General features: G+C 62.7%; 13 protein-coding genes. 6 read left to right on the top strand and 7 right to left on the bottom strand.

The features are described 5' to 3' along the window. Positions 1-15 precede the first annotated feature (15 nt). Positions 16-468: a DUF3619 family protein gene (locus tag AWB76_RS21815; protein ID WP_061162214.1), complete on the bottom strand. Its 453-nt coding sequence runs from the start codon at positions 466-468 to the stop codon at positions 16-18. Continuing rightward, on the bottom strand, positions 465-1028 hold the full coding sequence (locus AWB76_RS21810) for an RNA polymerase sigma factor (RefSeq protein WP_061162213.1): 564 nt from the start codon (positions 1026-1028) through the stop codon (positions 465-467). The genes AWB76_RS21815 and AWB76_RS21810 overlap by 4 nt, the downstream gene beginning before the upstream one ends. 99 nt (positions 1029-1127) lie before the next feature. Here AWB76_RS21810 and AWB76_RS41655 point away from each other — a divergent pair, with 99 nt between their 5' ends. From AWB76_RS41655 to pssA, 6 genes are all read left to right on the top strand, one after another. Beyond that, the gene (locus tag AWB76_RS41655) at positions 1128-1322 is read left to right on the top strand and encodes a hypothetical protein (RefSeq protein WP_167357773.1); all 195 of its coding nucleotides are present in this window, start codon (positions 1128-1130) and stop codon (positions 1320-1322) included. A gap of 126 nt (positions 1323-1448) precedes the next feature. Further along, a complete protein-coding gene (locus AWB76_RS21805; protein ID WP_061162212.1) occupies positions 1449-3212 on the top strand; it encodes an acetolactate synthase 3 catalytic subunit in 1764 nt (587 codons plus the stop codon). Between the two features lie 109 nt (positions 3213-3321). Next, positions 3322-3813 carry an acetolactate synthase small subunit gene (gene ilvN, locus AWB76_RS21800; protein WP_008341906.1) on the top strand — a complete coding sequence of 164 codons (492 nt, stop codon included), beginning with the start codon at positions 3322-3324 and terminating at the stop codon, positions 3811-3813. 70 nt (positions 3814-3883) lie between these two features. Beyond that, positions 3884-4900, top strand: a complete 1017-nt coding sequence (ilvC, locus tag AWB76_RS21795) for a ketol-acid reductoisomerase (protein WP_061136182.1) — start codon at positions 3884-3886, stop codon at positions 4898-4900. A 105-nt stretch (positions 4901-5005) separates the two neighbouring features. Further along, positions 5006-5650: a phosphatidylserine decarboxylase gene (locus tag AWB76_RS21790; protein ID WP_061162211.1), complete on the top strand. Its 645-nt coding sequence runs from the start codon at positions 5006-5008 to the stop codon at positions 5648-5650. Between the two features lie 13 nt (positions 5651-5663). Beyond that, a complete protein-coding gene (pssA, locus tag AWB76_RS21785; RefSeq protein WP_061162210.1) occupies positions 5664-6530 on the top strand; it encodes a CDP-diacylglycerol--serine O-phosphatidyltransferase in 867 nt (288 codons plus the stop codon). A gap of 81 nt (positions 6531-6611) precedes the next feature. On the opposite strand, the gene AWB76_RS21780 is transcribed toward pssA, so the two are convergent. The 5 genes from AWB76_RS21780 to recJ all read right to left on the bottom strand — a co-directional run bounded on the left by AWB76_RS21780 (position 6612) and on the right by recJ (position 13198). Next, positions 6612-7373, bottom strand: coding sequence for a glycine zipper 2TM domain-containing protein (locus tag AWB76_RS21780; RefSeq protein WP_061162209.1), 762 nt, complete (start codon positions 7371-7373; stop codon positions 6612-6614). Positions 7374-7657: 284 nt separating this feature from the next. After that, a complete protein-coding gene (lysS, locus tag AWB76_RS21775) occupies positions 7658-9196 on the bottom strand; it encodes a lysine--tRNA ligase (RefSeq protein ID WP_061162208.1) in 1539 nt (512 codons plus the stop codon). Between the two features lie 78 nt (positions 9197-9274). Further along, a protein-coding gene (prfB, locus tag AWB76_RS21770; protein ID WP_096031340.1) for a peptide chain release factor 2 occupies positions 9275-10379 on the bottom strand; the annotation gives its coding sequence in 2 pieces (ribosomal slippage) (positions 9275-10297 and positions 10299-10379; 1104 coding nt in all). A 111-nt stretch (positions 10380-10490) separates the two neighbouring features. Beyond that, the gene (locus AWB76_RS21760; RefSeq protein ID WP_157696175.1) at positions 10491-11363 is read right to left on the bottom strand and encodes a DUF5672 family protein; all 873 of its coding nucleotides are present in this window, start codon (positions 11361-11363) and stop codon (positions 10491-10493) included. 131 nt (positions 11364-11494) lie between these two features. Continuing rightward, positions 11495-13198 carry a single-stranded-DNA-specific exonuclease RecJ gene (gene recJ / locus AWB76_RS21755; protein WP_061162205.1) on the bottom strand — a complete coding sequence of 568 codons (1704 nt, stop codon included), beginning with the start codon at positions 13196-13198 and terminating at the stop codon, positions 11495-11497. Between the last annotated feature and the right edge of the window lies 1 nt (position 13199).

The following is a 13199-nucleotide window of genomic DNA, read 5'->3' as shown; positions in this document are numbered from 1 at the left end:
CGCTGTATTCAGTGCCTAGTGATTGCGCGTCAGGTACGCGTTGAAACCGTGATCCAGATAGGCGTCGATCGGCAGGCTGTCGCTCATCATGGCCGCGTCGATGTCGGCCAGTTCCGCCTTGCGCTGCTGATCTTCCCAATAGGCGATGCCCGCAATCCCGATGATGAGCGCCGCGAGCGGCCATGCGAGGCCCAGCCCGCCGAGCCGCGCGAGCAGCCCTTTCGCGCCGTGGCCATTGCCGGCGTCGCCGGTATTGACCGTGCCGGCGGCGCCGGCGAATGCGGGCGTGAACGCGGGGGCCGTCATGGCGACGGCCACCTTCTCCGGCTTCTTGCGCGCGATCGCGGCACGGCGCGCCTCGCGCAGCCGGTCGACGGCGGCAGCCGGAATGTTCGATGTATTTTCATCGAGCGCGCGCACGACTTTCAGCGCGAACTCGTTTTCCTTCGTTTCAAGAGCGGAACTCATAGCGTGATCCCTTTGGCTTTCAGGGCTTGTGCGAGAGTGTGCGTAGCGCGTGAACAATGCGTCTTCACGCTACCCTCGGAGCATCCCATCGCGGCGGCCGTCTCAGCGACATCCATATCCTCCCAGTAACGCATGAGAAACGCTTCTCGTTGACGCGCAGGCAGTTTCTGGATTTCGGCGTCGATCAGGTTCAGCACCTGCTCGCGCTCCAGGCGGTTCTCGCTGCTCTCGCTGCCGACCGCGCCGTCCTCGGATTCGAAGGTTTCGAGCGGGTCGAATTCGTCGTCGTCGGCGTTGCCGAAGGACGAAAAGAGGCTGACCCAGGTGTTGCGCACCTTCTGGCGACGGAAATAGTCGTGCGTCGCATTCTGGAGGATACGCTGGAATAAAAGCGGTAGCTCGGACGCGGGCCGGTCGCCGTACTTTTCCGCCAGCTTGATCATCGCGTCCTGCACGATGTCGAGCGCCGCGTCGTCGTCGCGAACGGTATACACGGTTTGCTTGAACGCGCGTCTTTCGACGCCCGCCAGGAAATCGGCGAGTTCCTTGTCTGATGCCATCCGTTGGGGACCCGGCGCAACGAACTTGCGTCGAAAGGGATCGTGGAGTTTCTAGGAAAACCTGCGAATCCTAGCAAAGTTTCGCCGCATCGGGAGGAAATGAGCGGTTTGTTGCCACTTGCTACATCATTAGACAAATCAGCGCGCTTCCGGCGGCGCGTGCCTGCAAGCGGGTTTGCGGCCGTTCCGGCGCGAAAGTGCGGCAAAAATGACGGCATCGGAGCATTCGGAAACTTTTTGCTTGACCGTCCGCTCGCGGCGCTGTTACATTTTCTGACTCGCATCATCCAGTGAAATGTCTGTTTTGAGGCGAGCCCAAGAAGCACGCCTGTCAAACCTAGACGCGCCGCTTGAACCCGAGCCATAAGCCCGGCAGAGAGCACCCGATCAATTTTTTGCCGAAAATTCGAAAGGTGATGAATGAACATGCCCAGCGCGGAATTCTCCACGTCGGATACGACTCCCCCTCCAGAAGCTGACTCCATCGGCGCCACCGTGCTCATGCGCGCATTGGCCGATGAGAACGTCGAGTTCATCTGGGGCTATCCCGGCGGCTCGGTACTCTACATCTACGACGAGCTGTACAAGCAGGACCAGATTCAGCACATTCTCGTGCGCCACGAGCAGGCCGCCGTGCACGCCGCCGACGCGTATTCGCGCTCGACCGGCAACGTGGGCGTGTGTCTCGTGACTTCGGGCCCGGGCGTCACCAATGCCGTCACCGGCATCGCCACGGCCTACATGGATTCGATTCCGCTCGTCGTCATCAGCGGCCAAGTGCCCACCGCGGCCATCGGCCTCGACGCATTCCAGGAGTGCGACACCGTCGGCATCACGCGTCCGTGCGTGAAGCACAACTTCCTCGTGAAGGACGTGCGCGATCTGGCCGAAACCGTCAAGAAGGCTTTCTACATTGCGCGTACCGGCCGTCCCGGTCCGGTGCTGATCGACATTCCGAAGGACGTGTCGAAGGCGCCGTGCAAGTACGAACCGGTCAAGAGCGTGTCGCTGCGTTCGTACAACCCGGTCACGAAAGGCCATTCGGGCCAGATCCGCAAGGCGGTGCAACTGCTGTTGTCGGCCAAGCGCCCGTATATCTATACCGGCGGCGGCATCATTCTGGCGGACGCGTCGCGCGAGCTGAACCAGTTCGCCGATCTGCTCGGCTATCCCGTCACCAATACGTTGATGGGCCTCGGCGGCTATCGCGCGTCGGACAAGAAGTTCCTCGGCATGCTCGGCATGCACGGCACGTACGAAGCCAATATGGCGATGCAGAACTGCGACGTGCTGATCGCCATCGGCGCGCGCTTCGACGACCGCGTGATCGGCGACCCGAAGCACTTCGCGTCGTCGCCGCGCAAGATCATCCATATCGACGTCGATCCTTCGTCCATTTCCAAGCGCGTGAAGGTGGATATTCCCATCGTCGGCGACGTGAAGGAAGTGCTGAAAGAACTCATCGAGCAGCTTCAGCACGCCGAGCACGGCCCCGACACGCAGGCGCTCGCGAAGTGGTGGGACGAGATCGAAGGCTGGCGCTCGAAGGACTGCCTGTCCTACGACCGCAAGAGCGAGATCATCAAGCCGCAGTATGTGGTCGAAAAGCTCTGGGAACTGACCGACGGCAACGCCTTCGTGTGCTCGGACGTCGGCCAGCATCAGATGTGGGCGGCGCAGTTCTATCCGTTCAACAAGCCGCGCCGCTGGATCAACTCGGGCGGCCTCGGCACGATGGGCTTCGGCCTGCCCGCGGCGATGGGCGTGAAGATGGCCTATCCGGACGAGGAAGTGGTCTGCATCACGGGCGAAGGCTCCATCCAGATGTGCATTCAGGAGCTCTCGACGTGCAAGCAGTACAACACGCCCGTCAAGATCATCTCGCTGAACAACCGCTATCTCGGCATGGTGCGCCAGTGGCAGCAAATCGAATACAAGAAGCGCTATTCCAGTTCCTATATGGACGCGCTGCCCGACTTCGTGAAGCTGGCTGAAGCGTATGGCCATGTCGGCATTCGTGTCGAAAAGACCGCGGACGTCGAACCGGCGCTGAAGGAAGCGCTGCGTCTGAAGGACCGCACCGTATTTCTCGACTTCCAGACCGATCCGACCGAAAACGTATTCCCGATGGTGCAGGCGGGCAAAGGCATCACGGAAATGCTGCTCGGGTCTGAGGATCTATAACGGCTTCGAAAACGCGAGGCTCGCGCGCGCCTGTCTTCACAAAGGACATGCGACGCGCGCGGGTTTTACGGACGAACGCCTCTTCTGGACACATTCGGGAATCACGACAATGAAACACATCATCTCCGTTTTGCTGGAAAACGAACCGGGCGCGTTATCGCGCGTCGTCGGGCTCTTTTCGGCACGCGGCTATAACATCGAAACGCTGACGGTGGCGCCGACCGAAGACAGTTCGCTGTCGCGGCTGACCATCGTCTCCATTGGCTCGGACGACGTGATCGAACAGATCACGAAGCACCTGAACCGCCTGATCGAGGTGGTGAAAGTGGTCGACCTGACAGAGGGCGCCCACATCGAGCGCGAGCTGATGCTCATCAAGGTAAGGGCGGTCGGCAAGGAACGCGAAGAGATGAAGCGCATGGCGGACATTTTCCGCGGCCGCATCATCGACGTGACCGAGAAAACCTACACGATGGAACTGACGGGCGCCTCCGACAAGCTCGACGCGTTCATCCAGGCGCTCGACGCCACCGCGATCCTCGAAACGGTTCGCACGGGCAGCTCCGGCATCGGCCGGGGCGAGCGGATTCTCAAGGTCTGAGCACCGCCGGACCACCAAGCTAGCAGCGCAAGTAGCACACCAATTCAACGCATCAGGACAAGGAACCACCATGAAAGTTTTCTACGACAAGGACGCCGACCTCTCCCTCATCAAGGGCAAGCAAGTCACCATCATCGGTTATGGCTCGCAAGGCCATGCGCACGCGCTCAACCTGAAGGACAGCGGCGTGAACGTGACGGTGGGTCTGCGTAAGGGCGGCGCATCGTGGAGCAAGGCCGAGAACGCCGGCCTCAAGGTGAAGGAAGTGGCCGAAGCCGTGAAGGGCGCAGATGTGGTCATGATGCTGCTGCCCGACGAGCAGATCGCCGAAGTCTACAAGAACGAAGTGCACGACAACGCCAAGCAGGGCGCGGCGCTGGCCTTCGCGCACGGCTTCAACGTGCACTACGGCCAGGTGATCCCGCGTGCGGATCTGGACGTCATCATGATCGCGCCGAAGGCGCCGGGCCACACCGTGCGCAACACGTACGCTCAGGGTGGCGGCGTGCCGCACCTGGTCGCCGTGGCGCAAGACAAGTCGGGCTCCGCGCGCGACGTGGCGCTGTCGTATGCCGTGGCGAACGGCGGCGGCCGTGCTGGCATCATCGAAACGAACTTCCGTGAAGAAACCGAAACCGACCTGTTCGGCGAGCAAGCCGTCTTGTGCGGCGGCACGGTCGACCTGATCAAGGCCGGTTTCGAAACGCTGGTGGAAGCGGGCTACGCGCCGGAAATGGCGTACTTCGAGTGCCTGCACGAGCTGAAGCTGATCGTCGACCTGATCTATGAAGGCGGCATCGCCAACATGAACTACTCGATCTCGAACAACGCCGAATATGGCGAGTACGTGACGGGTCCGCGCATCGTCACGGAAGAGACGAAGAAGGCGATGAAGGCCGTGCTGAAGGACATCCAGACCGGCGAATACGCGAAGAGCTTCATCATCGAGAACCGCGCCGGTGCGCCGACGCTGCAATCGCGCCGCCGTCTGACGTCCGAGCATCAGATCGAGCAGGTCGGCGAGAAGCTGCGCGCGATGATGCCGTGGATTGCGAAGAACAAGCTCGTCGACCAGTCGAAGAACTAAATCTTTCGCTAGTCACGCTTTTTGCTGCATTGAAAGCCGCCCGGATGCCCTGTGCGCCGGGCGGCTTTTGCTATCCTACGGTTTTTATAAACACACAACCCGTTCATGAACTATCCTCATCCGATCATTGCCCGCGAAGGCTGGCCGTTCATCGCCATCGCGGCCGTTCTCGCCATCCTCGTGCAGGCGGTGGGCGGCTTCGGCTTCGCCTGGATCTTCTGGCTGATCGTGATTTTCGTCGTCCAGTTCTTCCGCGATCCGGCGCGCCCCATTCCGACTCAGCCCAATGCGGTGCTGTGTCCGGCGGATGGCCGCATTGTCGCGGTGGAAACCGCGCACGATCCGTACGCGGGCCGCGAAGCGCTCAAGATCAGCGTGTTCATGAACGTGTTCAACGTGCACTCGCAGCGCTCGCCGGTGGACGGCGCCATCACGAAGGTGCAGTACTTTCCGGGCGCGTACCTGAACGCAGCCGTCGATAAAGCGTCGACCGAGAACGAGCGCAACGCGGTCGTGCTGCAGACGGCGGGCGGGCATACGGTGACGTCGGTGCAGATCGCCGGTCTCATCGCGCGACGCATTCTCTGCTACGTGCATGTGGGCGAGCCGCTCACGCGCGGCCAGCGCTATGGTTTCATCCGCTTCGGATCGCGCGTCGACGTATATTTGCCGGTGGGCAGCCGCCCGCGTGTGTCGATCGGCGAGAAGGTTTCGGCTTCGTCGACGATCCTCGCCGAATTCGCGGAATAACGCGGAGGACCCGATGGCGGCATTCAAACCGCGCCGTAATCGCGCGAACGCGTCGCCTCCGCGCGCGTTCCGCCGCAACAAGGCCGCGCAGGACGTCGGCGCCGTGGAGACGCGGCGCGCGAAGCGGCAGCAATTCCTGAGAAAGCGCGGCATTTATCTGTTGCCCAACGCGTTCACCACGGCCGCGCTTTTCTGCGGCTTCTTCGCCGTCGTTCAGGCGATGAACGTGCGCTTCGAGATCGCGGCGATCGCTATTTTCGTCGCGATGGTGCTCGACGGCATGGATGGCCGCGTCGCGCGCATGACGCATACGCAGAGCGCGTTCGGCGAGCAGTTCGACAGCCTCTCGGACATGGTGTCGTTCGGCGTGGCGCCGGCGCTCGTGATGTACGAATGGGTGTTGAAGGACCTCGGGCGCTGGGGCTGGCTCGCGGCGTTCGTGTATTGCTCGGGCGCGGCGTTGAGGCTCGCGCGCTTCAATACGAATGTCGGCGTAGTCGACAAGCGGTACTTCCAGGGCTTGCCGTCGCCGGCTGCGGCGGCGCTGATCGCCGGCTTCGTGTGGCTCGCGACCGATAACCGCGTGCCGCTCAAGCTCGTGTGGTTGCCGTGGGTCGCGTTCGCGCTCACCATCTACGCGGGCGTGACGATGGTGTCGAACGCGCCGTTCTACAGCGGCAAGGCGCTCGACGTGAGATATCGCGTGCCGTTCGCGGGCGTGCTGCTGGTTGTGATGGCGTTCGTGCTGGTGTCGTCGGATCCGCCGGTCATGCTGTTCTGCCTGTTCGTGCTGTACGGCTTTTCGGGCTATATCTGGTGGGGCTATCTCGCGGTTCGCGGCAGACAGAATCCGGCGCGCAGTTCGCAGCGGGAGCATTAGAGCCAGCAACGTGCGAACAGAAGAAAGGCGGCAACCGGTGAAGGTTTGCCGCCTTTTTTGCTTCTTGGCACGTGTCGTCGATCAACCCGCGACCAGCGTACCGTTCTGAATGTGCACGCGTTCGCCTTGCTGGAACGGTGGGGCATTCTTATACGTGAAGGTGCGCGTCTTGCCGTTTTCCATCCGCACGTGCACCGAATAATCGGTTTCGCTGCGGATATGCTTCTCGACCGAATTGCCCGCCAGACCGCCGCCGAGCGCGCCGAGGAGCGTCATCGCGGTACGGCCGCCCCCGCGCCCGAACTGATTGCCGACGACACCGCCCGCCACCGCGCCACCGACGGCGCCGATCCCCGTTCCGTGCCCTTCATGCTTGATGGCCGAAATGGATTCGACGGTGCCGCAAGTCGAACAATACGCGGGATGCTGCGGCGGTTGCTGCGCATACGATGGCTGCGCGGGCTGCGGTTGGGCCGGCGCTTGTTGCGCCTGCTGCTGCGCGGCTTGCTGTGCCGCGGCCTGTTGCGCGGCGGCTTGCTGTTGCGCCGCCTGCTGTTGCTCTGCCGCCCGCTGTTCAGCGGCAGCCTGTTGTTGCTGCGCGGGGCTAGGCGCGGCGGAATCCACCACCGGCTGCTGCGCGACCGCGGCCGTCTGCGTCTGCGGATTCTGCGCAGAATTGCTCGAGGCCTTCGGGAATAGCCCCGTCATCGCGGCCGTAGCCACGAGGCTCGCGACGATAACCGCACCCGCCGCCGTAGCGATGAGCGGATGCAGCCGACGTTGCGGCGGTTGAGCGCCGCCGGAAGAGGGCGACGTGCTGAGTTTGCTGGTTCCGTTATCCATTTTGTCGAACCTCCGTTTCGAGGCGAGTTGCCGCTACCCATGTCGGCTGTCATCTCATTCTGGAGCAATCCCGAAATCTCCGCTTTTTCGGCTTGTAACAATTTCGCGGACTTGATCCGTGTCGATATAAGCACGAGCGATGCCAACCGCAAGGGCGCGGCGGAGCACGGGATCGGCACCGGAATTGCCGTGAAACTTTTACCAGCCGTTACAACAAGGAGCGCCTTGACGAAAAAAAGCGCGCCGCAAAGGGCGCGCTTTTCGGTAGAGGCGAGCGGTAAAACTCAGTCTTCGCGACGCAGATGCGGGAACAGAATCACATCGCGGATGCTCGGGCTGTCGGTCAGCAACATGACCAGACGATCGATGCCGATGCCGCAACCGCCCGTCGGCGGCATGCCGTATTCGAGCGCGCGGATGTAGTCGGCGTCGAAGTACATCGCTTCCTCGTCGCCGGCGTCCTTCTGGTCGACCTGCTTCTGGAAGCGCGCGGCCTGATCTTCCGGATCGTTCAACTCCGAGAAACCATTGGCGATCTCGCGGCCCGTAATGAAAAGCTCGAAGCGCTCGGTGATGCCCGGCACCGAATCCGACGCGCGCGCGAGGGGCGACACTTCGATCGGGTAATCGACGATATACGTCGGCTCCCACAACTGCGACTCCGCCGTCTCTTCGAACAGCGCCAACTGCAGCGAACCGACGCCCGCGTTCAGGAAAGCGGGCTGCGCCGTATCGACGCCGAACTTCTTCAGTTCCGTGCGCAGGAACGCGGCATCGGACAACTGCGCGTCGGTGTACTGCGGCGCGTACTTCTGGATCGCCTGATTGATCGTCAGACGATGGAACGGCTTCGCGAGATCGAGCTCGCGCCCCTGATACGTGATGGTCGCGGTGCCGAGCGCATCGATCGCGGCCTGGCGGATCAACTGCTCGGTGAAGTCCATCAGCCAGCGGTAATCGGTGTACGCGGCGTAGAACTCCATCATCGTGAATTCCGGATTGTGACGCGGCGATACGCCTTCGTTCCGGAAGTTACGGTTGATCTCGAACACGCGCTCGAAGCCGCCGACGATCAGCCGCTTCAGATACAGCTCCGGCGCGATACGCAGAAACATCTGCATGTCGAGCGCGTTGTGATGCGTGGTGAACGGCTTGGCCGCCGCGCCGCCCGGAATCGGGTGCAGCATCGGCGTTTCGACTTCCATGAAGCTGGCCTGCGCCATGAAATTGCGGATCGACGTGACGGCCTTCGTGCGCGCCATGAACGTGTTGCGCGATTCCGGCGTGACGATCAGGTCGACGTAGCGCTGGCGATAGCGCATTTCCTGATCGGCGAGGCCGTGGAACTTGTCCGGCAGCGGACGCAGCGCCTTCGAGAGCAGTCGCAGTTCCGTGCAGCGCACCGACAGCTCGCCCTTGTTCGTGCGAAACAGCACGCCCTTTGCGGCGATGATGTCGCCCAGGTCCCACTTTTTGAAGGCGTCGTACGTTTCGGCGCCGACATCGGCGGGCGTCACGAAGAACTGGATCTGGCCGCTGCCGTCCTGAACCGTCGCGAAGCTGGCCTTGCCCATCACGCGCTTGAGCATCATCCGGCCGGCGATCGCAACGGGCAGGGCATTCGCTTCGAGCGCGTCTTTGTCCGTCTCGGCGTATTCGCTCTGCAGCGCGGCGGCCTGATGCGTCGGGCGGAAATCGTTCGGATAGGCAATGCCTTGCTCGCGCAGCGAGCGCAGCTTGTCGCGCCGCTCGGCGATGATCTGGTTCTCTTCCAGTTCGGGAGCGGCGCCCGGTTGAGTCGCCGGTTGGGTCGATTCGGTCATGATGATTTGTGGCTTTTTGATGCGAGGCGAGCTGAATTGAAAACGCGGATATCGAAATTCGATACCCGCGCCGGCGATTTAAACGCCCTGTTTCAGGCTCGCGCTGATGAAGTCGTCGAGGTCGCCGTCGAGCACGGCGCGCGTGTTGCTCATTTCCACGTTGGTGCGCAGGTCCTTCACGCGGCTCTGGTCGAGCACGTAGGAGCGGATCTGATGGCCCCAGCCCACATCGGTCTTGCTCGATTCGAGCTTGTCCTGTTCCGCCTGGCGCTTGCGCATTTCGAATTCGTAGAGACGCGCCTTCAGCATCTGCATGGCTTCCGCGCGGTTGCGGTGCTGCGAGCGGTCGTTCTGGCACTGCACGACGATGCCCGTGGGCGCGTGCGTGAGACGCACGGCGGAGTCCGTCTTGTTGATGTGCTGGCCGCCCGCGCCCGATGCGCGGTACGTGTCCGTGCGGATATCGGCGGGATTGATCTCGATTTCGATCGAATCGTCGATTTCCGGATACACGAACACCGACGAGAACGACGTATGGCGTCCGCCCGACGAATCGAACGGCGACTTGCGCACGAGGCGGTGAATGCCTGTTTCCGTGCGCAGATAACCGTACGCGTATTCGCCTTCGACCTTGATCGTCGCGCTCTTGATGCCGGCGACGTCGCCTTCGGACTCTTCGAGCACTTCGGTCTTGAAGCCCTTGCGCTCGCAGTAGCGCAAGTACTGGCGCAGCAGCATGGACGCCCAGTCGCACGCTTCGGTGCCGCCGGCGCCCGCCTGAATGTCGATGAAGCAGTTGTTCGGGTCGGCCGGGTTCGAGAACATCCGGCGGAATTCCATGTCCTCGACGCGCAGGCGCAAGGCGTCAGCGTCGGATTCGGACGCGACGAGCGTGTCCTCGTCGTCTTCCTCGCGCGCCATGTCGAACAGTTCGTTCGCGTCGCGCAGGTCGTTGTCGAGGGCGGTGAGCGTGGACACCACGCCGTCGAGCAGCTTCTTTTCGCGACCGAGCGCCTGGGCGTTCTTCGAGTCGTTCCAGACGTTCGGATCTTCGAGTTCTTTATTGACTTCGGCTAGACGCGCGGACTTGGCGTCGTAGTCAAAGATACCCCCGTAGCTCGCCCGCGCGGCGGCGCAGGTCGGCCAGAAGGCTTTCGATCGCGTTGAGACGTTCCGCTTCCATTGTCGATCTTCGGCTTCGTAAAAAGATGAAATTATAGCCGATCGACTCGTTACGTCCGCGCGCGCAGCGCCGGCCTTCGGTGGGGCGGTCGCGCTTGTGACGCGTGTTGCCTCAGCCTGCGATCGGGGCGCGAGCGAGCATGGATTCGCAAAATGCGACGTGTTCCTCGGCCTCCGGCTGGCTAAGGCCGTTGTGGGCAAGGACTGCTTCGATTTCTCGCGGATGAACCTGCTCTCGCAATCGCGCATAGATTTCGCGTGCGGCGGCGGCGTGGCCCGATAGGAGACATCGGAAGCATAGTCCGATGAATTCGCCCGAAACGACCGTGGCGGGGTCAGCGTTTTGCGCGATGAACCGGATTTCGTCGGAATCGACAAAGCGATGCATGTTGAATAGCCCGTGAAAGCCAAATGTCGGACCGGCGGATTCGGACAACTCGACTGAAAATCGGTCGGCGAGGCTTTCCGGCGCGAAGCGAATCCCATATTCCCTTTCGAGCGCCGGGCGAAAATCCCGGCCGATGAGTTCGTCTTCGCCGGCTTTCGGACGCGGTTGGAATCGTGGGTCCGTTGCCAGAATGTTCAAGAGCCGGGTCGAACGCAGCGAAAATCCGCCGTTTCCCACGGCCATGCCATCGTGATGCTGAGGCCAGCGCGCGCCGATGTAGTCGTATTCGAGAAAGTCGTCCGTCCATGCTGCGCCATCCAGAACGAACCCGTCCCATTGAACGATGAGCACCCAAGGCGTGCTGATATAGCCGGCGAGTTTTTTCAGGATGAAGGCGCTGTATTCCGCCGTCGAACGAATAGAGGGGATGGAAACGAGTCGGGCATGGGTATCGATCGGCTTGTCCGTGAGCAGGAGCGTCTCACCGAACCGGCAGTGATGCTCCGAAAGAGTCAGCGCTCTCGATGCGAGGATGGGGTTCAGGCAGTCCACCGAGCACAGTGTGACGTTGCGTAGATCGATTTTATTTGTTGGCATGAGGATCGGGGCAGACCGTGTGGGCGTTTCCCTGGTTTTGACCCCCGTGATCCTAAGGCGATCGAAATACGTCGATCAATGAGACGAGGCCGAATTCTGGATTCGGCGTGCCCTGCGTGCCTTACGCCCGTTCAGCCCGCGTGCTCGACGATCATCTGCACCCGCGCGACGCCGTTCCACGAATCGCTGACGAGCCGGTACGCGACGGTCGCGCGCGGCGGCAGCGGATCGACGTGATTGAACCAGATCGCGTTGAAGCGCTGACGCCCGCGCAGAAGCGACAGCTTCAGATGCTTCTCCTTCACGAGCGCCTGCGACGCGACTTCGAACTCGCCGGAAAACGTCGGTGCGGGAAAGCCTTGTCCCCAGACGGCGGCGTCGAGCATTTCGACGAATTGCGGCGTGAAATACGCGTCCTCCAATTCGCCATCGGTTTCGACGGTGCGCGAGAGCGCTTCCGTGGTCAGCCATTCGCGCCCGATCGCTTCGAACGCGGCGGTGAAGCGCGGAATGTCGGCGGTGGCGATCGTCAGGCCCGCAGCCATCGCGTGGCCGCCGAATTTGTGGATGAGGCCGGGCTCGCGCTTGGCTATCAGATCGACGGCATCGCGCAGATGAAAGCCCGGAATCGAGCGGCCGGAGCCCTTGCAGAGCGTGCCGCTGTCGTCGGCGTGCGCGAACGTGAACGACGGCCGGTGAAACCGCTCCTTCAGCCGCCCCGCGACGATGCCGATCACGCCCTGATGCCAGCTCGCGTCGTAGAGCGTGAGCGTCGCGCGCTCGCCCGGATCGATCGTCTGCAGTTCGGCGAGCGCCTGCTGCTGCATGCCGGCTTCGATTTCGCGGCGCTCGCGGTTCATCGAGTCGAGCTGCTGCGCGAGTTCCCACGCGCGGCCGACGTCGTCGGTCGTCAGGCATTCGATGCCGAGCGACATGTCCGACAGGCGTCCCGCCGCGTTCAGGCGCGGGCCGAGCGCGAAGCCGAGATCGAAGCCCGAGGCGGCGCGCGCATCGCGGCCGGCGGCGCGGAAGAGCGCGGCGATGCCCGGCTGCATCCGGCCCGAACGAATCCGCTTCAAACCCTGCGCGACGAGAATGCGATTGTTGCAATCGAGCTTCACGACATCGGCGACGGTGCCGAGCGCGACGAGATCGAGCAGGCCGTCGAGACGCGGCTCGGGCGTGCCATCGGCATACGCGCCGCGCCGGCGCAGCTCCGCGCGCAACGCGAGCAGCACGTAGAACATGACGCCCACGCCCGCGATGCACTTGCTTGGAAATTCGCAGCCCGGCTGATTCGGATTGACGATCGCGCGGGCAGCGGGCAGTTCGTCGCCGGGCAGATGGTGATCGGTGACGAGCACGTCGATGCCGAGCGCATTCGCCGCCGCGACGCCATCGACGCTCGCGATGCCGTTATCGACCGTGATGAGCAAATCGGGCAGGCCGGACGTCGAGCGCGACGCCAGCTCGACGATCTCCGGCGTGAGCCCGTAACCGTATTCGAAGCGGTTCGGCACGAGATAGTCGATGCTCGCGCCAAACATCCGCAGCCCGCGCACGGCCACCGCGCAGGCGGTTGCGCCGTCGCAGTCGTAGTCCGCGACGACGAGCATGCGGCGGCCCGCGGCGAGCGCATCGGCGAGCACGACGGCGGCGTCGTCGCAGCCTTTCAGGCCGGCGGGCGCGTGCAGGCGCTTGAATTCGGTTTCGACTTCATCGGGCGAAGTCACGCCGCGCGACGCGTACAGACGCGCGATGACAGGATGCAGGCCGTGGCGCATCAGCGCTTCGGCATCGGCGGGGGAGGAAGCGCGCGTAACGATTCGCGTCATT

This window comes from Caballeronia temeraria, from assembly GCF_001544795.2.
Lineage (GTDB): Bacteria > Pseudomonadota > Gammaproteobacteria > Burkholderiales > Burkholderiaceae > Caballeronia > Caballeronia temeraria.
Note: the sequence above shows the minus strand (reverse complement) of the source record. Positions and strands in the feature narration are given on the sequence as shown.